Here is a 24,702-nt window from a genome sequence, read left to right on the forward strand (position 1 = left end):
TTTTTAGGAATGGGATTAGGATACCCAAAAGAGGAAATACCAAAAAACAAATTCCAAATATCTAATGAGCTACTAGCAGTTAAATGAAACTACTAGTAGACAGCAAGCAGTCAAGCTTATTTATATCGTTGCTCTAATCAGAGGGTTACTTTTCCATTCAGTTTTAATTCTTTTGAAGAGCCGCCTACTAAAATGTCAAATGTACCAGGCTCCAACACCCACTTGTGTTGCATATCATTATAGTATTGAAAAGCATCTTCTTTTAATGTTAGCGTAACCGTTTTTTGTTGCCCTGGCTGTAACATTACTTTGTCAAAAGCCTTCAACTCTTTTTCTGGTCTTGGCAACAAAGACTTTTGCTGGTGTACATATACCTGAGCCACTTCCGAACCGGCTAACTTACCCGTATTTTTTATTGTAAACGAAACTGTAACATTCTTACCTGTTCCCTGCACTTTCAAATTGCTATACTCAAATTGCGTATAGGAGAGACCGTGACCAAAAGCAAACTGGGGATCTACCTTATAGGTATCGTAATAGCGATACCCAACATAGATGTCATCATAGTAGTAAACATTCACTGAATCGCCCGGATATTGCCCCAATTTATGCGCAGGTGCATCTTCTAACTTTTTCGGGAAAGTCATCGGCAGTTTTCCTGATGGATTCACTTGTCCAAAAAGGATCTTGGCCAGCGCATTGCCGCCTTCCATACCTGGGTACCAGGCTTGCAGTATTCCCTTTGTCTGATCTACCCACTGTGTCATATCTATTGGTCCGCCGCCCATTAATACAACCACGGTATTAGAATTAGCAGCCAACACAGCCTTGATCAATTCATCCTGACCAAAGGGCATTTGCATATCTGGCTTATCGGTGTCCTCGGCATCATAAGCATTATCAGACCATACACTATAGTTATAGCCGTGTGTCCAACCACCTACAACAATAGCCACGTCTGCATTCTTCGCTGCTTCAGCTGCTTTGTTTATAGACAATTGATCAGCAGTACCACCTCGTGTAATGGTATAGCCTGGAGCATAAGTAATATTGACACCGCTACCTACTAATTTTTGAATTCCTTGCAAGGGTGTGACCTCGTAAAATGCCTTCACCTGCGAGCTACCGCCACCCATTGATTGCGGACGTGTAGCATTAACGCCAATAACGGCAATTGACTTTAGCTTACTCTTGTTAAAAGGCAGTATATTATTTTCATTTTTCAATAACACGATACCTTCTTCGGCCACTTGCGCCGCCGTTTGTTGGTGCGTCTTTACATTATATTCTCCTTTTTTACGTTTGCCATCGATCATATTGGTTTTAAACATTACCCGCAGGATGCGACGTACTTTTTCATCAATCACATACTCGGGTACTTGGCCAGCCTTTACCATTGTCACAACTGTATCGCCCAGGAAAAACTTACCATAATTAGGATTAGGCAACATTCCTAAATCGGTACCCATTTCAAGGTCTGTACCATTCCAAATGGCCTCCATTGTATTATGCACTGCGTTCCAATCGCTCATTACTAGCCCTTTAAAACCCCACTCGGTTTTCAGGATCTGGTTCATCAGATAGGCATTATGCGTAGCCCATTGGCCGCGAAACTTATTATAAGAGCCCATTAAGGTATTTACATCACCCTCTTGTACAGCCGCTTTAAAACCAGGCAAGTAGATCTCACGCAATGCCCGTTCACTCATATTCACATTGACCCAAAAACGGCGTGTTTCCTGGTTATTAGCAGCATAGTGCTTTACACAGGCTGAAATGCCCTGATCCTGCACTCCTTTAATATATCCCACCACCATTTTGGAGACGAGGTAAGGATCTTCACTTTGATACTCGAAGTTTCTACCGTTCAAGGGAGAGCGAATGATATTAATGCCTGGTCCCAAGATCACATCCTTACCTCTAAAGTTGGCCTCACTGCCCAGAACAGAGCCAAAGGAATAGCCCAACTTAGGATTCCAGGTTGCTGCCAGGCAAACACCTACAGGCAAATAGGTACCTGAGTCATATACATTCTGATCCAGGTTCCAGTCGCGACCATGCTCTGGCCGCACACCGTGAGGACCATCTGAAGTGACCATTTCAGGAATCCCTAAACGGGGCACCCCACCCGTTGTAAAAGAAGAACTGGCATGGATCATTTTTACTTTCTCCTCAAGGGTCAGTTGTTTGATAAGTGCCTCGATCTTAGCCTCGACAGAAGCATTCGTTTGCATTTGCGCCTGGCCACCAGTTACAAAAACCAGTATTAGCAGTATTGAAAGTGCATAGTGTTTTCTAGTCATTGCTCGTATTGTTACGTGGTTATTATTTTTTATTCTTTGAAAGAAGTTGTATTTGAATACTACTAAAGCGGAAACCTCCATTTAGAATAGTTACGCGTAGCTTGTTCGTCCCTTTTATTAATGCCACTTTTCTAATAGTAGTGGTTGTCCAATATTGGTCATCTTTAGTAAGCGGAAGCTTTACATCGCCAATAATTTTATCACCAACTTGCAGTTGCAGTTTACCAGCGCTATCCTTTGCTGTAGTACGAAAGCTTATATCATACATGCCGGCTTCACTAACATTTATAGTGTACTGCAACCACTCACCTACTTCTGTATGGCTTACACAATAGCCATTACTAAATGAATCATTACAAGTGTCTATATCGACACCATCATTTCGATACATTCTTCCTCTATTCCATGCTGTATTCTTACCCGTGGCAACACGATAATTAGCGGAATCTGCATCGTGATAGGCATACCCACTTCTACCCAAATCATAATCTACTACGTTTAGTATGGCGGCCTTTGTTATACTATTGGGATGATAAGGTTTGGTCTCTGTAGAATTAACCTGCCGAAACATGGCATCAATCACGTCTTTGCGATAAATCGTATTTTCAACCTTTACATCTTCCGCTAGTTGCATTAGACCTTTAAAGGCTTCAGCAACTGTAGGCTTTGGTGCTTCGCCTTTCCAATAGTTGAGTAATTGCAAATAGCCAGGATTTAACTTTACTTGCAACGGATTATTTGAACCCAGCTTCTTTAGTGGCCACCAGGCCCAGCCAATCTTATTTTCTTCTAACAACTGAATAGCATTCGTAAACCAGGCATTGGAGTTCTCGCCTGACTCTCCTAACCAAATAGGCGTATTGTATTGCTGTCGAATATTAATAAATCCCTGGATAGAAGAAAGATCATTGTAGTTCCAGTATTTATGAAAACTTACCACCGTATTATTATCACTAAAAGGCAACAACCCTTTATAATTATTGGCCCAACAGTTCCCTTCCACAAAAATGATATGCCGTTGATCTATCTGACGGATAGCTACAGTTATATCATTCAACAATTTTTTCAATGGTGCATTGAGTGAATCAGCACATCCGTTTTTATCGGCAGGGTTCGTAAACCCATAATTGGTTTCATTTAATAGATCATAGCCACCGATCCACTCTTCGTTAACATAACGTTCGGCCAGCTTTCGCCACAATGCAATCGTTTTTTTCTGATTAGCGTCGCTTTGCCACAAAGAAGCTTTTGCTGTATCCCTATCAGCAATAGGAATATCATTTCCTTGTGCGCCTGGCGCTGCATGTAAGTCCAGAATCAGGTAAATTTTATTAGCCTTACACCAGCTTAGTAAACTATCTGTCAGATCAAAGCCTTTTTGCAGCCATGTGTTTTGCCCAGCAACCGGCTCGGCTTCAACAGGTAATGTAAATAGGTTATAATGCATAGGCAGGCGTACAGAGTTAAATCCCCAGGCTGCTAATGAATCGATATCAGCCTTTCGACAATGGTTGGCCAACCAAGCATTATAAAACGTTGCTGTATTTGCTTCCCCAATCACATCTTTTATTTTTCGTTCAATGTCATATTGAGCAGCGGCAACACCGGCCAACTGCAACATATAGGGCTCTTGCAGCAGCCAGCCCCCCAGTCCAATACCCCGTAAAATAACCTCTTGGCCGCTAGCGTTTACGATCTGGCTACCCGCCACCTTTAGATAACTTTGGCTACTGGCAGGCTTTATCCCAAAAAGGAAAAGAAGGCCAGCTACAAAAGCAACACCACCCTTTAGCCGAATCGAAAAAAAGAAGTGATACACAACAATTGTTTTTATAATAGGGTATTAAAAACTAAGGGTGGCAGATGTCCAACCCATATAAGTAAACATGAACCACCCTTTAAGATTGCTTATGAATGAGAATTAAACTCCCTACTTATGTCAGCACATAAGTCTTCTTTTGCCATGCTTTTATAGCTGGCAAATAAGTTTCAATCAGCTAAGGCAACAGGAGTTTACTAATCAATTCAGTAAACTCCATGTTGTTTAATCCCTAGCGATTTTTCATCATTACGTTTAGACGTTTTTAATAATTATTATTTTGAGAAAGACCTCCTGATTTTACATCGTAATCAGGTATAGGCAACAATTCATGCTTACCGGTTTTAAATCCTAATGGTCCTAACTCTTGAGCGGCTTTACCCCAACGTACCAAGTCTTGGAAACGAACACCTTCAAAGGCTAGTTCTAATTGACGTTCTTTTACAATAGCATCGAATAAAGCCGTGCCTGCTACACCGGTTAATGCCGGCAAAGCTGTACCTGGACGCTGACGTACCATATTTATGTATGGTAATGCCTTCCCATCGTTACCAGCTTTATTATAGGCTTCAGCAGCCATCAACAGTACATCGGCGTAGCGAATGAGGCGCCAGTTGGTGCCATAGTTCAACTCATTGATAGGACCACCGGTTTGCGTTTCGAAAGAACCATATTTACGTTGGAAGTAGCCTTCATAATCCCAGATACCGGCACCAGTCCATTTGCCTCCTGCTGCCTTTAATTCATCTTCAGACATTACTGTTGCCTTCCTTCTATTAGCATCTCCGGCAGCTGTAAAGGCATCATACATTTTTTTCTTTGGAAGGATAAAACCCCATCCGGCTATTAATGAATCGGCAGGAGCCTTTGTATAAAAGTCACCTCTGGGCCCCATTAGCTGGACGTGAATATTACTTTCCGGTTGAGCACCCCAAGGGAAATTACCCCAGTCATAATTACGGCCAGATGTATAGGAAACTTCCATTAATGATTCAATTCCAAACTCACCAGCTTTAGAGAAAACAGAACCTATTGTTGGTGCCAAACCATATTGAGCTGAAGTAATAACAGCTTCAAACTGTGTTGCAGCATCACTCCACTTGCCTTCATACAATAATGCTTTACCAAGAATGGCCTGGGCTGTGCCTTTTGAAACCCGGAATTTATCAGCAGCACTGTATTGGCTTTTTAAGGGCAATACAGCAATTGCTTCGTTCAGGTCCTTCTCAATTTGCGCATATATTTCAGCCTTAGGCGCGCGTTTGGTAGTTGTGAATCCTCCTTTTGGTATATCAGCCAACACTAAAGGAACATCTCCCCACAGTGAAACCAATTCCAGATAATTGTACGCACGCAACGCTTTTGATTCAGCAATCAAGCGCTTACGCAAGTCTGTTTCTGGCTTCACAGAGTTAATGACCTTGTTAGCGCGGTAAATTGTAAAATAAAGAATACGCCATACATCTCTTACACCTGCATTGGTAGCATCAAAATTATAATCATCTAACGCCTGATATTGCGGTTGGTCGCCCGAGTTATTACCACCAGCATTACTTTCATCCGTTAGCAGTGTTTTTACCATATACAAGCTGGTCCAAGCCGTATTATAATGCGCCTGCATCATATCATATACAGCCGTTGTAGCTTGTGTAGCATCCTCATCCGTTTTATAAAAATCCTGTTCTGGATAAGCGCCTACCACTTCCTGATCTAAAAACTTCTTACATCCACTGGTTAAAGCCAGTGCTGTTAAACAAACAAATGATGTCTTTATTATTAATGTTTTCATTGTAATCTCTTTATTGAATTAGAAACTAAAGGTTAGGCCAAACATGAGCTTTCTTGGCACTGGGTAACCACCACGATCAATACCAATGCTGTTACCATCATTGCTACCACCTTCAGGGTCTACACCAGGATATTTTGTGAACGTGAAGTAGTCATCCAATGAAACGTACACACGGGCATTATTGATTTTAGCTCTGTTCAATAAACTGCCTGGCAGTGTATAACCTAATTGCAATTGGCGGATCCGCGTATAGGCACCATTGAATATCATCAAATCACCATTATAGATATATGGGTTTGATGCGTTAGGGGCAAACCAGGAATTGGTGCTATTAGGGCCTGTCCAACGATCGTTATAGAAGAACAGTGGTTTGTTGGCTGTAGCACGGTCCGTACGATTGAAGCCCATAAGGATATCATTACCTGACTGCCCCTGAACAAACATCAAGAAATCGAATCCTTTAAAGCCAAGATTTATTCGACCACCATAGGACAATGTTGGGTGAGGGCTACCAATCATAGTTTGGTCAGCACCAGATATCTGCTTGTCGCCATTTACGTCCACAACAATTGGCTCACCTGGTTTTGGAGTATAACCGGTAATACCTGTTTTAGCTAAGTAAGCATTGATCTCGTCCTGTGTTTGGAAAATGCCAGAAGTCTTATAGCCATTGAAATACCAGATAGGATATCCTACCTGCATAGCAGTGGCTGACCATCCTGTACCAACGCCGGCACCAAAGATGATGGGCGAATTGGGATCCAGATAGGTTACTTCATTATGTAGCGTACTTAGGTTACCACCAATCTCGTAAGAGAAATCGCCTTTTCTAAGAGGCATATTTGCATAAGACAGTTCAAACTCCCAGCCTTTGTTGACTACATCACCTGCATTGACAGTAGTAATATTAGCACCTACAAATGAGGGTGCGGTACCTGTGGTAAGAAGATCTTTTGTAGTTCTTTTATAATAATCTACAGTAAAGTTCAATCGATTGCTGAAGAAACTAAGATCTGCACCAATGTCAACCTGTTCGCCTGTTTCCCATGTCAACTCTGGATTTGGTAAGCTAGTTGGTGCAGCGCCCACAATCAGGTTTCCACTTGCGTCAGGATATTGTAATCCACCACCGATCCGGTTCATCCATTCGCCGATACCTACAGAGGAGATACTACCATTTTGCCCCCAGCTAGCTCGCAGTTTAGCATTGCTCACCACACGGCTGATAGAAGTCGGGAAGAAACTTTCGTTGCTCAATACCCAGCCTGCAGAAAAGGCTGGAAAGGTTTTCCACTGATAACCAGGAGCTACTTTTGATGAACCATCACTTCTTACAGAAGCATTGAATAAGTACCGTCCTTTATAATCATAGGTCAATCGACCAAAGAAAGACGCCAACGTAACATCAAAAGCAGTGCTACCAATTCGATCGTTAGCATCAGGCACATAATCAGCGTAGGAGAAGCGATCTTCTTCTTTAAATAGACCAGAATAGCTACCGCCCATATGCTGCTCATGCGTTTTTTGAGCTGAGGTACCTCCTAGTATGGTGAAATTATGATCACCAACCTTTCTTTGATAGGTGGCAAAGTTTTCCCACAACCAGGTATACCAGTTGTCGCTTACATCATAACCGCTAGCTACCGTGTTCTGGCTTTCATCAGAGAACCAGTAAGTTGGTGTCCAACCATGCTGTAATTGGAAAGCCGCATCAATACCAATGCGAGATGTAAACTTGAATCCGCGGAAAGGCTCAATATCGGCAAATACGTTTCCGATCAATTTATTCTGTACGTTTTCACCGTTAGTTTCCTGTATCCGTGCTACAGGGTTTACATATTCACCCTTCAGGAAGTTGGAAACACCATACAGGTTTCCATTTTCATCGCGAAGCAGTGGTTTATTAGCCGCCAATGCATTTTGTACGTGGGTTGGCAATGTTGTTCCGGGCAGGTAACGCACAGGCGTAGTTGGATCCATAACTACGGCGCTACTAATGATTGATCCGAACTCGTTGTTATCGGAAATTGCTCTTCTGCGGTGATTGCTATAGGCTAAACGATTACCAATGTTCAACCATGATTTCACCTTGTAATCGCCATTGAAACGTACTGAATAACGGTTGAAGCGAGATTTATCGCCACCAATTACGCCATCCTGCGTAAAGACGTTACCGGTAACCAGGTAGGTGGTGCGATCAGTACCGCCACTAAAAGTTAAGGAGTGGTGTTGTTGTGGGGCGGTTTGCAGCGATTCATCCAACCAGTTGGTACCGGCGCCAATACCCGCAACATCGGCCGCTGTTGGCCGTCCAGCCACTTTGGCTTCTTCCAGGTATTGCTGGTATTGTTGGGCATTCATCATGTCAATAAATCCATCCTTTACCGACTGAACACCATACTGTCCACTATAAGATATAGAGGAAGAATTTCTGCGGCCGGTTTTAGTAGTAATAATGATAACCCCATTAGCGCCTTCAGAACCATAGATGGCGGCAGAGGCAGCATCTTTCAAAATGTCCATAGAGGCAATATCTGCCGGGTCGATAGATTCCATACCGCCTGTTTTGATACCATCCACAATAAATAAGGGGTTGGAGTTTCTGTTAGAGCTTGTACCCCGGATCCGAATATTAACAGGAGCACCTGGCTGTCCGGAAGTAGGACGAACCACCACACCGGCGGTTCTACCTTGCAGGGCCTGGTCCAAACGGGTATTGGATACCGTTTGTAACTGGTCTGCCTTTATAGAAGAAATAGAACCCGTTACGTTTGCTTTCCGCTGCTGGCCATAACCAACTACTACAACTTCGTTTAAAGAACCCGTAATACCGGCAAGGCTAACGGCAACGGCTCCGTCCCCCGCACTTACCTCCTGGCTTTCCATGCCCGCATAGCTAATAACAAGCATTGAGCCTCGTTGTGGTATATTAATGGTAAAGTCTCCATTTTCATCAGTGATCGTAGCTGTGTTGCTACCTTTAATTGTAACCGTAGCACCAGGCAGGGGTTCATTGTTGTTTTTAGAAATAACCTTCCCCTTAACGGTGAGCGATTGTGCCCAAACGGGGATGAGGGCACCCTGTAGCAAAAGAATAGTACAGAGCAAGAGTGCAATTTTCAGTTTCATACGCAAGCTTTTATGTTTTAGAGTGGCTCCGCTGACGGCAAAACGCTGCCAGCGGATTAGAACATAAAAGTAGCCGCCAACTGCACTACTAGAGCTTTCTGTACTACATCATTACTACATCATCCCTGTTTAAAATCGTAGTTTTTCTACATTTCCACCCCTTCACTACTACTTCATGTAATTTTTTTATTTTCACTTACGCTTGCTTAACGATGAAACTTATTCTTCTAACCCTGACCCTTTTCATTGCGCATGCCCTGTATAGCCAAAATACCATTGGTCTACCCGCTATTGTTAATTATACCAAACAATCTTATACGGCGGGTGCCCAGAACCGACAGATAAAACAGGACAAGAATGGCATTCTTTATTTTGCTAATAATGATGGGGTTTTAAGTTTTGATGGTAAAAACTGGAAAACCTACCCCCTCCCTAATAAAAGTATTGTCAGAGCCATTGAGTTTGGTCCAGATAATAAATTATATGTTGGCGGACAAGACGAATTCGGCTATTTCTCACCGGATGAACAAGGACAACTGATATTTCACTCCCTGAAACCGTTAATTCCTAAAGATGAAGCATCCCTAACCGATGTATGGGAAATTGAGTTTTACCAGGGCCGGGCGTTTTTCCAAACCAGCAACAAGATCTTCCAGTTCAGTGGTAAAAATTGTACAGTATATAAAAGTACGCACTGGCGATACTTTGGCACCTGCAACAACCGGCTGATAGCCCAGGACTATACTAAAGGCTTACTTACCTACCAGGATGGCGTGTGGGTACCTTTTATTCAACCGTCAGGTTTACCAGACGACTTTTTTATTACTGGCGCCACCCCTATCGGACATGATTCAACCTTGCTGGCCACACGTAAAAACGGCCTGTATATTTTATCAGGCCAAAATCTTACGCCTTTAAAATCGCCCTTCCTCAACCAAATTGCCGACAAATACATTTCAGGAGTAACCTTGGTCAACAATGACCACATTGCCGTTATTACCAACTTGGATGGATGCTATATTATTGACAGAGCTGGCAACCTGATACAAAACTTTTCCACCAAGGAAGGCTTACAGGATAACAATATTCTGGGTGTATTTATGGATCGAGAGCGCAACATCTGGCTGGGACTGGATAACGGTATCGATTTTATTGCTTATAACAATGCCATTAAATTGATCTTACCAGACTATCAAAACAATGGGTCTGGCTATGCTTCCATCATACACAACAATCAATTATATATAGGTACATCCACCGGACTGTTTAGTGTGCCCTTATATAGTCATCCCGACCTAAGTTTTGTAAAGGGGGCTTTTAAGCATGTTGCTAACTCCAATGGTCAGGTCTGGAACCTGTCTGAAGTAAACGGAGAACTGTTGCTTGGTCACCATGATGGTAGTTTTCTCATTCGCGACAATAACGCACTACCTATTGACAATACTACCGGCTTTTGGAACTTCTTTCCCTTATCTAACGTACTGCCTTCTTCCATAATTATAACCGGCACTTACCAAGGCATTAACTTTTATAATTATAAGACCCATCAGCTAACAAATAAAAATATACATGCCCATTTTGAATCTGCCCGCTTCATCGTAGTAGACAACAATACTATATGGGCTTCACATCCTTATAAAGGCGTCTACAAAATCACCTATACAGAAGGCCAGCTTCCTAAAGTAAAGCAGTATACAGCCAAGGAAAATGTTTTATCGTCCAATGGCAATTATATATTCAAGATCAAAAACCGGATCTTACTTACCACCTCGAAGGGTATCTATGAGTATAATGCCGCAAGCGATCAGTTTGAACCTTCCGCTTTCTATAACGCCATATTCAAAAACTTAGAAGTACGCTATCTGAAAGAAGACAAAGATGGCAACATCTGGTTTGTGTTCAATAAATCATTAGGTGTTGTGGACTTTTCTCAATCCAAGCCACAAATCATTTACCTGCCGGAATTGACAAACAAACTGGTTGATGGCTTTGAGTTTATCTATCCGGTTAATAATAACAATGTATTTATAGGTCGGGAAAAAGGCTTTTATCATATCAACTTCGACCAATACAAAAAAAACAAATACCCACTACAGATACAGGTTAGAACTGTTCGCGTGCTAGGACCTTCAGACAGCCTGCTATATGGAGGATACTTTAAAGAGGTAAACGAGTCAAATACAACTGCACAAGCAAGGAATATTAAGATAGATAACGCCTGGAATTCCATTCATATTGAATTCGCCTCAGCTGCCTATGCCCAACGATCTACCATTGAATATAGTTATTACCTGGAAGGCTTTGAAGATAAATGGTCTGACTTTGCTAAGAAAACAGAAAAAGAATACACCAACCTTTCTGCCGGCAAGTACACGTTTCATGTAAAGGCCCGCAATAACCTGGGTAACGAGTCGAAAGTAGCCAGCTTTACATTTACCATTCTTCCACCCTGGTATCAAACCTTGTGGGCCTATTTAATATATGCGCTCATTTTATTTACGGCTGTATATCTGATATACCTACGGCAGAAAAAGAAGTTTCAGCTACAAAAAGAGAAATACGAAGAAGAGCAAAAAAGAGTAGAATACCTCTACCAACTGGAGTTGGAAAAGAATGAAAAAGAAATCATTAAACTACGTAACGAAAAACTGGAAATAGAACTGGCGGATAAGGATACGGAGCTAGCCTCTTCTGCTATGCATTTATTACAAAAAGGAGAGTTACTCACCAATCTCAAGGAAGAACTCAAACGTCTATCCAAAACCAGCACGGACGAAAAAACAATTGATCAATACAAGAAGATCATTAAGATATTAGGGGAAGACGAGCGGGTAGAAAAAGACTGGGATCATTTTGCCCAGCACTTTGACAAAGTACATAGCGACTTCACTATATCACTAAAAGCCAAACATCCCAGCTTAACCCCTAATGATGTAAAGCTTTGTGCCCACCTACGTATGAATTTAACGACGAAAGAGATTGCGCAGCTAATGAACATCTCCGTTCGCGGCGTTGAAATCAGTCGCTATCGCCTGCGTAAGAAACTTCAGTTACCAACAGAAGTGAACTTATTTGATTATTTATTGGGTATCAATGGAGAAATACCTAGCCCGGTGAGTGAATAAGAAGCGATGAGAAAATTAGCTGATTAGCTGATGTGAAGATTAGCTAATGAAAGCTGCGAGCAATGAGAAATGAGTGATGAATAATGAGTTGGGCTGCTTTAGTATCTTTAGACTCTTCACTTTTAGGAGCACTTCTGGCTCTTTTTATTATATTTTTTCTTCATGATTTACGGATGTATATAGAAGTAGCATTGGAGGATGGTAGGAGGAGTAGTGAATGTGGAAGGCAGGTAGAGGGCTTTTTCTGTGCAGTTGGTACGGACTTACCTACAGAAGAGGTACAGAAGAGGTACAGACTAGGTACAGGAGAGGTACAAGAGACTAGGGAGATACTCCAGAAAGAAAACTTCGAAGGTGGGGTTAGTTGATTAGTGAATGTAATAATTAGCTGATGGAGATAGAAGATATTGAGCACGTATAGATGAATGAAGGAATTAGGGATTGGAGAACAATGAATATAGACCGGAAGCAGACAAGGTCATTAAAAGATAATAAATACCACCCAAAATGAACGTTATATAAAACCCAATAACATGCTGAATCTGCCATACCGGTCACTTCTATTATTAATTATTTGTATACAGTAGTTAGCACTACGCATTTTTCATTTTACGAAGTACTACTAAGAAAAAGGGTGGTGGGCATAAATACCTTAGCGTACCAAAACAATACGTTTAAAAATGAAAAGGCTAACCAGCAAACAAGTATGGGCAACCATTCTTTTACCAATCTTCTTTTTTTCTTTTCTCTCTTGTAAAAAACCCGACCACATTGAAGATTCCGACGAAACAGGAGGCGGCACCGTATCTGCAGTAGGCAAGCCTATCGGCGAGCCTTATACTGAATTTGTTGGCCCAGAGGGCGGACTGGTAAAAAGCCCTGATGGTACCATCGAAATTGAAATCCCGGAGGGGGCCCTTAGCAAAGAAACAGAGATTGGTATACAGCCACTCTCTAACACCTGTGGTGGTGGATTAGGTAATAGTTATCGCCTAACGCCGCACGGTACCACCTTTAAAAAGCCTGTGACGATTCGCTTTTCTTACCAAAAGATGGAGCGCCTGGTAAGTTCCACAAAAACATTAAAAATTGCCTATCAAAATAATGAAGGTGTTTGGACAACAGTAGGCAGCACTGCCATTGACCCCGTTCAAAAAACGGTAACGGTTCAAAGCACGCACTTCAGCGATTGGGCCCAGATCGAAGCCATGGTACTGACCCCACCCGTTAAAACGGTAGGCCTAGGAGAACAGGTAAATCTAAAGGCAGTAATATACGTACATTCAGATGCAGAGGATCTTATTGCACCATTAGGCAAAGAACTTCCTGCCATTGACGCCAATGATGTACCTATTAAACTGGACCCCAAATACATTGTTGGCTGGTCACTATCCGGACCAGGCCAATTAACAGGCAAAGGGAATGAAGCGATCTATACAGCTCCCTCGGCTAAACCTGCCAGTAAAACAGCCACTGTAACAGTGGAACTAAATGTGAAAGGTGTAAAAGTTTTATTAATCAGCACTATATACCTTATTGAAGACGGTATTCAGCTCAGCATTGATGGTGGCCCTTGGACAACACATGCAGCAATGGCTTCTAAAACACCGGGACTACCTATGTATTCGTTAGGCAATCTTCGAATATCAAATGATCTTCCCCAGATCACCATTCAATGGCCTGTGATGGCTGGCAGTAATTCAAATGGCAAATATCCATGGTCAATGTTTTCGGATGAAGAAGAACATGTTGTTTTTGAATATGCTGATCCTGATTTAAAACATATTTATGCTTCTATTTACCAGATTGATTCCGACAGAAAAGATAGCGAAGGATTCTTATCCGTTGAAGAAATAACCAAGGACGGCAAAAAATACATTACCGGTATATTCGCCATTGATCATGCAGGCTATTTTGAAACATCTACTGATGGAAAACAGCTAAAAGTCAGCTCCATTATTGGCCAGTTTAAAGTTCAACGTAACTGGTAAAACATATTATATACAAACTATAAGAGGCGGAATAACTTCCGCCTCTTATAATATAAACTCATGTACTGCCAATTAAAATAGGAATACTAACTTATCGACTTTCAAAAGTCTATTTACATTTTATGCGCCATAAAAAACTTGATGCTGAATTATTAATGGTGATGTTCTGCCTGATGCTCTCCATGAGTAGTTGAACTGTTGGAAGGGTTGTCTTTTGTAGCATCAAGAGTAGCGCCTTGCTTTACATTTAATGTAAAGTCAATGGTATGTAATTTATCATCACCGTTAAACTGTATCCACCCACGATAAATCCCCGGTTTATTAAATGTTGTATGGATATTAAATTTTCCATTTACAACTTCCGGATGCACATGCAGATACTCTTTATCATCCATTCCAATTATTACAATGTGCGCTTTTGCACCTAAGTAATCAGTAAACGTATTTACATCAACAGCCTGTCCGCTTTTTTCTATCACACCTTCCATTTGCATACCATTTCCTGCTACAAACTGACCACCAATTGGCTTTACTGAAAAGGCATATTTACCAGAGGCGCCTGAAAGCTTTTCACCCGTATACTGTTTAACAGGCGGAACCGCTCCTTCCACGTGCAACTCAATCTTATTAACCACATGATCACCTCCTACCGGTTTATAATCGGCAAAAGCCAGGTAATGTCCTGCTGCCGGAAACGCAGTCTTTACTCTATAAGAGCCATCTGCCGTTAACTCTGGGTGTACATGATCAAACCAGGAAAGATCATGGCTCACTAAGATCAGGTGAATCTTTTTCTCGTGCGCCGTTTCCAGCGTAACCTGCTCATTTGTCGTATCCTTCTTTTGTGGTGTTAGCAAAAACACCACCTCTTTATTTGGAATTATTTTGGCGGGTGTCGTGGCTAATTGCATATAGTATGCATTTGAATTTGAACTCGCTTTTCTTTTTACTAATGTCATTCCGCATTTAGGACATCTATCGCCTTCCTTACCGGTTACTTCCGGATGCATAGAACAGGCATAGCTATTCTCCTGATCTTTGGAAGCGCTTATTTGCTTTGCCTGGTTAGTGGCCTCACCACTGTTGCAAGACATAACAAACAAAGTGACAGATAAGAATAGAGCCGAGCTAAAGATTCTTTTCATCGTTTGGTTCTTATTTGATTTATACTATTTATTAACTTGATCTAAGCTGCAAATAATCCATAGCGCTTTTTCTGACGATGTTCCTTAATAGGAAGTACCAATCCTTCATCGCAGAGCCGTTGTATTTCCTCATCTACATCTATAGTAAGTGCCCCTACGCCATCTTCTGAAGCTATACCCTGCAGTTCCATGATTTCCATAGCAACTTCATCAGCGCTGGCTTTGTGTAATATAGAAAGCAGATAAAGAATTTTCTCTCTTAAAGTGGCGGTTTCCGGAAAATGCTGAGGTATGTTTGACATTGTTTACGATTTTATACCAGCTCTCAAAAAACCATTCCAACTCACTGGCAACACGTCTTCTTCCTAACAAACACCCACCTCAACAGTTTGACAACAAAACGCGCAACAGAATAGAATACAGACATACTGTTCTATATTTTTTCTGCGGTATAACCTGCTTTTTCAAGCGCCTGAATTACTGTTTTTTCATTTACCGTGGGATTAGCAGAAACCGTCAGTACTTTATTGGGATCTTGTACATCAACGTTCCAGTTGCTTTCACCTACTGCTTCATTCAAATAAGGCGTTGTTTTAGCGATACAGCCAGAACATTTTATATTGGTCTTAAATTGTAAGGTTGTCATATTATCCTGTTTTTATAGTTATTGATTCAAGCACAAAGCTAATTTGAGGTCTATAGCTATTTGTTATACAATGTTTTGTTCCTTTTATATAATTTTTGGTTTCCTCCCTTAAACACTCATCCCTCTTTATACTTTAGCCACTTTTAACCGAAGGCTATTAGCCACTACACTAACACTGCTCAATGCCATCGCGGCACCGGCAATCATTGGATCCAGCAAGAAACCATTGAAAGGATACAATACACCCGCAGCAATTGGGATACCGATAATATTATAGATAAAGGCCCAAAAGAGATTTTGACGAATGGTGCGCACTGTCTGTTTAGACAATTTCAATGCAGCTGGTATACGAGCCAAATCAGAGGTCATCAATGTCATTTTTGCTACATCCATTGCAATATCGCTTCCCTTTGCCATGGCTATACTTACATCAGCCTGAGCCAGCGCCTGACTATCGTTAATACCATCGCCAACCATACCTACCATTTTACCCTTCGCCTGCAGTTGTTTTACAAAATCAGCTTTATCCTGGGGCAGGGCTTCGGCTTTATATTGTTTAATACCAACCTGCTTTGCCACAGCAGCTGCCGTTTGCTGATTATCGCCGGTAAACATGTACACTTCAACACCCATATCTTTTAATTGACGAACAGCCGCTACAGAAGAAGGTTTAATTGTATCAGCAATGGCAACTGCGGCTAATACAGTTTGGTGGTTAGCAAAAAAGATGACGGTATTGGCTTGTGCTCTTTTCTGTTCACTCCAGGATTTTACAAGATCGGTTAACAAAACACCATTTTGATATAGCAGCTTTTCTGTACCAATTAAATACGTTGAACTATTATACGAAGCAGAAATACCGGCACCAGTAATGGATTGGATATTGGTTACATCTACCCTTTTAGCTACGCCTCCTAAATAATCAGCTACCGCTTCGGCAAGAGGATGTTCAGATGAACGTTCTATACTATACAATACATTGCGGCTCTTTGCACCTTCCTGTAACCAAAGTATATCAGTGACCTGTGGCTGACCTTCTGTAATAGTACCTGTCTTATCTAAAACGATGGCATTGATTTGATGGGCCAGCTCCAGGCTTTCAGCGTCCTTTATAAGTATACCATGTTCAGCCCCTTTACCAACGCCAACCATTATTGCAGTAGGCGTAGCTAGCCCTAAAGCACAAGGACAAGCAATTACCAGCACGGTTACGAGCGCCATCAGCCCCTGCGTAACGCCATTTTCACCACCTAAAATAGCCCATGCCCCAAATGAGAGAATAGCAACGGCAATCACAATCGGCACAAAAATTCCCGCGATCTTATCAACCAACTTCTGTACGGGAGCTTTGGAACCTTGAGCATCCTGTACCATTTTAATGATATGCGCTAACAGGGTTTCACCTCCGACCTTTTCAGCCTTAAATTGAAAACTACCTTTCTGATTTATAGTACCGGCAAACACTTTTGCCCCAGATTGTTTAGCTACAGGAACTGGCTCGCCGCTGATCATACTTTCATCAACATAGGATTCACCATTTTCAACAGTGCCGTCTACCGGGATCTTTTCACCTGGCTTAATCACTATCACATCACCCACCCTTACTTTTTCGATGGGCATTTCCACCATATGGCCACCATGATGGATGATAGTTACTGTTTTAGGTTGCAGCCCCATCAGCTTTTTAATAGCAGAAGAAGTAGAAGCCTTTGCCCTTTCTTCCAAAAGCTTTCCTAACAAAATAAACGCAATCACTACGCCGACAGCTTCAAAATAAACATGCGCATGTAAGCCACGGCTTTGCCAGAAATCTGGATTAAGCGTATTAAACACACTAAACAAATAGGCGATACCAGTACTTAAAGCAACCAATGTATCCATATTGGCGGAGCGATGCCGGGCTTGCTTCCAGGCATTTATAAAAAACTGGCGCCCAAAGCCCACAATAATTGGCGTTGCTAATGCCCACATAATGTAATTAGCATAAGACATATTCATAAAGAACATACCGATTACGACCAAGGGTATCGATAGCACAACAGACCAAATGGTTTTTTTCTTCAGCTCCTGCAAACGTTGACGATGCACTTCGGCTAATGCATCTTTGGCATCAGCAGATTCTTCAATGATCAAATCATAACCAATGGATTGAATGCTGGACTTTAGATCTTGAGGCGTAACAATAGTGGGTATATACTCCACCTTTACCGTTTGGCTTGCATAGTTCACAATGGCATCTACCACACCGGCCTGAGCCTTGATCATGCTTTCTGTACTTATAGCACACGAAGCACATGTCATACCAGTTACAGGAAAAGTTTGCTTGACGGTTTCCACGTCGTACCCCAGATTACGGATGGCTTGAATTGCCTGCGGTATGGTCTCCGCATCTTTTGCGGTTATGATGGCTTTTTGATTGTTTAATTCTACTTTATGAGAAGTAACGCCCGCCACTTTGGATAACCCCTTGTCCACGATCAATGCACAATGCTCGCTTTCTACACCAGCAAGAGGCAACTCTATTAATGTAGAACTTGTCGTTTTCATATACGTCTAATTTTAATATTACAAAGGTCCTTTAAGAGGCAACGCTGGTTGTTATAACATTTGCAGTTTGAGTTATACTTTATTCGTCTATTTGGCATTATAGCAAACCGGCATCTGCTTTTTACAATACCAGCTTTCAGGTGCTGAGGGAAATATTAACACCGATTATACCTGTAATAAAATTTATGTGAACTTTTTACTGGAAAAGCAATTCAGGTGCTTTAAATTGCTGAAACTACCAACTGCCACGTAAGAAAACTAACATGAAAGACTTAAGCACTACACCCTTATTAATGGGTGAAACGCATCATGGACATAATGACGACCTATCGTTTTACCACAACCTGCTTAATGCATCTCAAAGTGTAATTTGCTCCCTGGACGCCAAAGGAAAATTCCTATTTACCAACAGCGCAGCTTACAATTTATGGGGTTACACACCAGCGGAATTAATGGGTTGGTCAATTAGAGACCTGGTAATAGGTCAAGACAGAAGGAACTTCTTAAACGCACTAGCACATGCAAAGCTGGGTATCGAAATAATAAGGATAGAGACCCAATGCACATGCAAAAATGGCTTAAACAAGTTAATATCCTGGACTATTCAATGGGATGCCACTAAACAAGTTTTGTATTGTGTGGCCAGCGAGGCAACACCAACAAAACTAGAAAAGGAAACATTCAAACAGCAAGTAGGCAGATTAGATAGAGCCTATAAGTTGGTAAATCTTGTTTGGTGGGAATATGACGTAGCCACACAAACCTTTACAACCTCTTCGGAGCTATTTAACTTACTAGGATTAACCATTCCGGAGGATCATAAAATCACTGCTGCAGCACTATTCAGCTTTATTCATCCTGAGGATATTAACAAGCTAACTGCAGTGTTGACAACATTGGACCAGGATACTTATCCTAATTATCAACACCGGATTATCAAGAACTCAGGAGAGTTAATTGATGTCGCTCACTATGCTGAGGTAATCAGAGATGATAAAGGAAAAGCCATTCGTGTAGAAGGAGCCGGTCAAGACATTACAAAACAAAAACTAGCAGAAGCTCTGATCAAGCAATCGGAGGAAAAGTACAAACTGGTATTTAATCAAAGCCTGATACCTAAGCTAATGTTCAATATAGATAGCTTACGTATAGTGGAAGTAAATGACGCAGCCATAAAACAGTACGGCTATAATCGTGAGGAGTTTTTAGCTCTAACGATCATAGACCTACGGCCATCGGAAGATCGCCAGGACTTGTATGAGACTATTGAAAGGTATAGACATAAGAGACATGCCGTATTTTCTTCCATGCACCGCCATATGAGAAAAGATGGGTCCTTATTTTTTGTACAGATCGAAGCTACGATCATTGAACTTACATCTGGTTTGCACAGCCTGGTGATAGCAAATGATATGACAGAAAAGCTGCAAATGCAGCATCGCATAATTAATGAAAAGGTTACTGCTCAAAAAGAAATTGCGAAAGCCATTATCCAAACACAGGAACAAGAAAGAAAAGAGATTGGCAAAGAGCTGCACGATAATGTAAACCAAATTCTTACAACTGTTAAGCTATATATTGAAAACATCAAAAGCTTCCCGGAACACCAGGCTGCTTTTATTGAGAAAAGTGTTGTCCTTACACAAAAAGCTATTGACGAGATCCGGCTCTTGTCTAAGCAATTGGTATCGCCCGTTATCAACGATCTGAATTTTAAAGCAGCTATTACGGAACTGATAGAACACTACCGATGGCTCAACCTGTTTGAAATTCAATTTACGTTCCATGTTGAGGAGGAGTATTTGAGTAAAGACATGCAACTAACACTTTACCGAATTGTACAAGAGCAGATGAACAATATTGTAAAGCATGCAAAAGCCAGCTTGGTGGCTATAACAATTGCTGCAAATAAGGAAACTATTGCCGTATCGGTAATCGACAATGGTGTTGGCTTTGACATTACAACTACCACTGATGGTGTTGGCATCAATAATATAAAAAACCGAACAGAAGTGTATAAAGGAATAATTAACTTAATTACTGCGCCAGGTAAGGGATGTAGCCTGATCATCACCTTTCCTAATTCATAAAAAGCCCCTCATTCACTATACATTATATTGACTATGTATTGTAGTAAAACTGGCTTAAGTGACACAGCATCAAACTATTCACCCATATTTGTTTCATAATAAACTGAAAACTTAGCCATACGAAAGAAAATCAGAAAGTATAATTCTCAATCGATCAAATTGAATACTTATCTATCATCTCCTGTGTAATCTTCATACCTCTACCTGTTTTCAGGTCAATTAGCACATAATCGAACCAACCATCGCTGCAAAGCTTGCCTGTTTTTTTACTTATGATCTCATAGGTAACTCGCGCTTCTTTTTCATTCATGGAAACGATGCCCGTAGTAACGGAAAAAGATTCACCCAATGTAAGTGGACGAATAAAATTCACATGAGCCGTTTTTACCACCCACCCATATCCGGCTTCCATGAATGCCTCCATAGACATACCATAGCAGGTTTCCATTTGCTCGTAACGTGCCGCCAGCACATAATCAAAATACTTGCTGTTATGCACATGCTGAAACATATCAATATCATCTGGGCGAACGCTTAACTGCGAGGTAAACCGACTGTACTTCTTTTCTGTGCTCATGTTATACTGGCTTAAAAAAAGCAAAAGTATTAAGCCTTGACTAATGAATATGAAAATGGGCAGCTAATTGCTGCCCATTTTGATTGTTTACTCCTTGTTGTGTCAAAACACACAATTCATACTCACCACATTAGAACATTTACCACCAAATCTTTCACCACATGTATTTATAGCCAATCACCGTGCCAAACATGGCTCTGCAGATCGAAAACCTTACGCTAACAACTGTGATTAAACGTTAAAATTTATAAAAGCGAACGTTTATGGATAATACTTTTTAAGCGCATTTAAAGCTATTGTCAACTGTTCTATCCAACGCTGTCCGTGAGCACCATCTTTTAGTGCCGCTAAATGCACCATCCCTGATGTGCTTTCTTCTTCGAATCTTGTTTCACCAGGCTTAGCAATCTGTATTGTTCCTGTATTTCCTTCAAGATAAAAGCCCATGTTATAATCGTACCACACCTCTTTTATTTTACTTACCGGCATGGATAACCTCATCACGCCTACCCCTTTAGGTGTATACTCACGATATGAGCCAGACAGGATACCCTTATGTATAGAAAATAAACTATCCATAATCACCTCTTCACTTTCTGCATAAGGATACTTCGTCACTATATCGTTTAATATATGCAAGAAAGCCTTCTCTGTTGCCTCTTTCGTAAGGCTTTCTTTACTCAATATAAAGTCAGTATAATGTTCGTTAACATACTTACCCTTTTTATCAATAAAAAATTCCTCATCATTCATGATTACGGTGGCTTTTCCATTTATAAAAGAGTTGGCGAATTTGTATTTAACAGGAATTACTTCTTTTCCTTTTTCATCAATATAGCCCCACTTATCATTTCTTTTAACAGGCGCAAGTCCTTCCTCAAAATCATCAATCTGTACATACTTGGGTGCGACCACTTCTATTCCCTCCTTGTTCAATAAACCATATTTGCCTTTTTCCATGACCTTAACAAAACCATTATTCAAGGTATCTACCTCTTGATACATCAACTTGGTAAGCTTCTTACCTTTTGTGTTATAAAATCCCAATTGCCCCTCCTTTTCAACCTGTACCAATTTTGGAGACAAGAGGGTTACTTGCTCATATTCCACAGGTACGACCAGTTGTCCTTTTAGGTTAACAACTCCATACTGCATTTGATCATTTTTGACTTTGGCAAAACCAAATTGAAAAGGCAATACCCATGATGGGTCAGTTATCGCAAGCACTTCTCCCTTTTTATTGATCACTACTTTTTTATTCTCCTTATCTACAACAGCCAGTCCTTCAGAAAATGGATATTCAAGAAATTGATAGTTGCCGGGTACGGCTTGCTTTCCAGTCTTATCAATAAAAATCCATGCACTGTTACCTTCTGCAGCAGTAAGGCTATCATATACCTCCACTGCAGCTACGCCCTCTGAAAAATCATAAGCAGAAACATACATAGGTGGTATCAACTCTTTGTAATCACGGTTAATAAATCCATACCTACCGTTTTTAGTTACCATTGCCATATCTTCCTTAAATGCAGCAACACTATCATAAGGAAGCTGGCTCTTTTGGGAGAATGATACGCAAACAGACATAAAACATAGGCAACTAAGAAAAAAACGTCTCATAGCAGTACTTTAAAAAGAAATGGATGCTCAAATATGCATCATTTTAATTGGGAAGACAAGGCATTTCACTTGTTGCATTCAAGCCAAAATCAAACAGCTAACGGCGCCGGGACAGTATTACCCTTGCTTTTCGAACCTGCCTCCTGGCAGCATAATAGAGCTGCTCGTTATACAGTACCCAGCCGCCAATGGCACCAATTACACTACCAATAAGGATATCGTAAAAGCGGGCTATTATAAGCCCTGTGGGATGTGAGATTAAATTATTGCCCGACTCTGCTAAAAAGATGGTTAGTATGGAAATGAAAATAACGGCAATTCCATAATTACGCACCACTAACCATTCTACTATCACTTGGAGGAAGATGATGCTAAAACAAATAACTAAGAGTGATGGCTGCAGTAATAAAATTACCCAGGTGGCACATAAGCCAATAAAAGTACCTGCAATACGCTGAACACTTCGTTGCCAGATATGCCGGGTACTGACGCCCTGCATTACAGCAGCGCAGGAGGTAGGAACCCAATATGGATTTTCAAGCTCAAGCAGATGAGCTACCAGCAAAGCACTCCCCACAAATAGCCCGAAGGTGATGGACTCGATCAGGTTCATGTATTTGTTTTTTGTATTGGCTGTAACTGGCTGAGCTGCATGCATCTTTTTTATAAATAATACACTATATGCCAAACCCAACATGCAGGATATTATAGTACCGATACCTATCCATCCTATCCTACCAGGAAGTGCTTGCAGATTGAATGGCATACAAATAGCCACGGAGGCTATCATAATAAAGAAAAAATTGCCAGGTGGACGTGCCAGTCCTAAATAATACAAGGCCCAATGTATCATAAAAGCAAACACGCCTAATGCCAATGCCGCCACATAAGGATTAAAACTAAAGAGCGAACCAACCAGGAAGGAAACCATGATCCCAAACGAACAAGCCATTAGTGTGATCATAGTAGCAGCGATACTGCTGGTTTGTGCATAGAGTATAACCAGGCCAGCTAATGAAGCCAGCTTTCCTTCATTGCTTAACCCTGTAAAATAGCCTGCCAGTATGGGAATCCCTACACAAAGGCCGGCTAATATGGGAAAATCCCATTTCCGATTTGATGGTTTAAACTCCAGTAGTTGCCTAAACATATTGCTCACATTGGTTTCCCGCGGAAAAGTAAGAATTATTGCAGCCAGATATCGCTACCTAATTAACTGCATTCATTGTACCGAAAAAACAATCACCTATTATCCGTGTGTAGCAGAACTAGCCAATAATTCTAAATAATCGCTGTCAGTTTTAGCCCTGTTTGCCGTCATCCTCTAGCAGATAAGAACCATCTACCTTTTCAGAAAACAATCAAAATGGAAAACGAAAACTTCATAGAAAAAATAGCAAAGGGATTCTCTCAGAATGCTTCTGTAAAATATGTATATGGAGACCCCATTCAAACGGGTAATAAAACGATCATTCCAGTGGCTAGCATTGCCTATGGTTTTGGCGGTGGGTTTGGACAGGCGCCAAAAGGGAAAAAAGCAGATAACTCATCCAACATTGGCACTGAACCATTATCTGCAGGAGAAGGAGCTGGCGGTGGTGGTGGCTTGCGCACAACACTAAAAGGTATTTATGAAATAACACCCGAATCTACCCGCTTTATTCCTGCTAACAATACTAAATCACTTCTTACCGGCATTGTTATTGGCTTTTTGCTGAAAGCAATGTTTTTCTCTAAATAAGGAGAAGATAAGCGCTTCTATTTCCATTGTAGTTCTTACTAACCCAAATGGGTAGTACTCTGTATTACTAACAGAACAGTCAATTATTGTCACAAAGTTTATAATACTATCATCCGCTGTTCTTTCCCATCAGCGACTTACACCAAGGGAGCAACGAAGTAACTATAATACACAGAGTTA

15 protein-coding genes are annotated in these 24,702 nt (G+C 41.1%); 4 read left to right on the forward strand and 11 right to left on the reverse strand.

Features of this window, described 5'->3' with window-relative positions:
• Positions 1-137: 137 nt before the first annotated feature.
• The 4 genes from SY85_RS09730 to SY85_RS09745 form a co-directional block, all read right to left on the reverse strand.
• On the reverse strand, positions 138-2,303 hold the full coding sequence (locus SY85_RS09730) for a glycoside hydrolase family 3 C-terminal domain-containing protein (protein ID WP_082886356.1): 2,166 nt from the start codon (positions 2,301-2,303) through the stop codon (positions 138-140).
• 22 nt (positions 2,304-2,325) lie between these two features.
• Positions 2,326-4,122 carry a cellulase family glycosylhydrolase gene (locus SY85_RS09735; protein WP_193408754.1) on the reverse strand — a complete coding sequence of 599 codons (1,797 nt, stop codon included), beginning with the start codon at positions 4,120-4,122 and terminating at the stop codon, positions 2,326-2,328.
• 265 nt (positions 4,123-4,387) lie between these two features.
• Entirely contained in the window at positions 4,388-5,911 is a 1,524-nt protein-coding gene (locus tag SY85_RS09740) for a RagB/SusD family nutrient uptake outer membrane protein (protein ID WP_066403991.1), read from the reverse strand.
• 18 nt (positions 5,912-5,929) lie between these two features.
• Positions 5,930-9,040, reverse strand: coding sequence for a SusC/RagA family TonB-linked outer membrane protein (locus tag SY85_RS09745; protein ID WP_066403993.1), 3,111 nt, complete (start codon positions 9,038-9,040; stop codon positions 5,930-5,932).
• A 212-nt stretch (positions 9,041-9,252) separates the two neighbouring features.
• Here SY85_RS09745 and SY85_RS09750 point away from each other — a divergent pair, with 212 nt between their 5' ends.
• Together SY85_RS09750 and SY85_RS09760 are read left to right on the forward strand one after the other, a co-directional pair.
• Positions 9,253-12,165: a triple tyrosine motif-containing protein gene (locus SY85_RS09750; RefSeq protein ID WP_066403996.1), complete on the forward strand. Its 2,913-nt coding sequence runs from the start codon at positions 9,253-9,255 to the stop codon at positions 12,163-12,165.
• Between the two features lie 680 nt (positions 12,166-12,845).
• Positions 12,846-14,156 (forward strand): hypothetical protein, encoded by a 1,311-nt coding sequence (locus SY85_RS09760; RefSeq protein WP_066404002.1) that lies wholly within the window; start codon positions 12,846-12,848, stop codon positions 14,154-14,156.
• Positions 14,157-14,308: 152 nt separating this feature from the next.
• Here the strand turns inward: SY85_RS09760 and SY85_RS09765 are convergent, their stop codons facing one another.
• The 4 genes from SY85_RS09765 to SY85_RS09780 all read right to left on the reverse strand — a co-directional run bounded on the left by SY85_RS09765 (position 14,309) and on the right by SY85_RS09780 (position 18,494).
• On the reverse strand, positions 14,309-15,301 hold the full coding sequence (locus SY85_RS09765) for a heavy metal-binding domain-containing protein (RefSeq protein WP_066404004.1): 993 nt from the start codon (positions 15,299-15,301) through the stop codon (positions 14,309-14,311).
• 41 nt (positions 15,302-15,342) lie between these two features.
• Positions 15,343-15,603, reverse strand: coding sequence for a hypothetical protein (locus SY85_RS09770; protein ID WP_066404006.1), 261 nt, complete (start codon positions 15,601-15,603; stop codon positions 15,343-15,345).
• 131 nt (positions 15,604-15,734) lie between these two features.
• Positions 15,735-15,947 carry a heavy-metal-associated domain-containing protein gene (locus SY85_RS09775; protein WP_066404007.1) on the reverse strand — a complete coding sequence of 71 codons (213 nt, stop codon included), beginning with the start codon at positions 15,945-15,947 and terminating at the stop codon, positions 15,735-15,737.
• A 126-nt stretch (positions 15,948-16,073) separates the two neighbouring features.
• Complete coding sequence (locus SY85_RS09780; protein ID WP_066404009.1) at positions 16,074-18,494, reverse strand: heavy metal translocating P-type ATPase; 2,421 nt, start codon at positions 18,492-18,494, stop codon at positions 16,074-16,076.
• 263 nt (positions 18,495-18,757) lie between these two features.
• Between SY85_RS09780 and SY85_RS09785 the strand changes: the two genes are divergently transcribed.
• On the forward strand, positions 18,758-20,584 hold the full coding sequence (locus SY85_RS09785; RefSeq protein WP_066404010.1) for a sensor histidine kinase: 1,827 nt from the start codon (positions 18,758-18,760) through the stop codon (positions 20,582-20,584).
• A 154-nt stretch (positions 20,585-20,738) separates the two neighbouring features.
• On the opposite strand, the gene SY85_RS09790 is transcribed toward SY85_RS09785, so the two are convergent.
• From SY85_RS09790 to SY85_RS09800, 3 genes are all read right to left on the reverse strand, one after another.
• Complete coding sequence (locus SY85_RS09790; RefSeq protein ID WP_066404012.1) at positions 20,739-21,161, reverse strand: acyl-CoA thioesterase; 423 nt, start codon at positions 21,159-21,161, stop codon at positions 20,739-20,741.
• Between the two features lie 261 nt (positions 21,162-21,422).
• Positions 21,423-22,781, reverse strand: a complete 1,359-nt coding sequence (locus tag SY85_RS09795; protein ID WP_082886357.1) for a WG repeat-containing protein — start codon at positions 22,779-22,781, stop codon at positions 21,423-21,425.
• 97 nt (positions 22,782-22,878) lie between these two features.
• Positions 22,879-23,931, reverse strand: a complete 1,053-nt coding sequence (locus SY85_RS09800; RefSeq protein ID WP_066404016.1) for an FUSC family protein — start codon at positions 23,929-23,931, stop codon at positions 22,879-22,881.
• Positions 23,932-24,147: 216 nt separating this feature from the next.
• Between SY85_RS09800 and SY85_RS09805 the strand changes: the two genes are divergently transcribed.
• Positions 24,148-24,522, forward strand: a complete 375-nt coding sequence (locus SY85_RS09805; RefSeq protein ID WP_066404018.1) for a GerW family sporulation protein — start codon at positions 24,148-24,150, stop codon at positions 24,520-24,522.
• Positions 24,523-24,702: the final 180 nt, after the last annotated feature.

The sequence above is a fragment of the Flavisolibacter tropicus genome (assembly GCF_001644645.1).
Classification (GTDB): Bacteria; Bacteroidota; Bacteroidia; order Chitinophagales; family Chitinophagaceae; genus Flavisolibacter; species Flavisolibacter tropicus.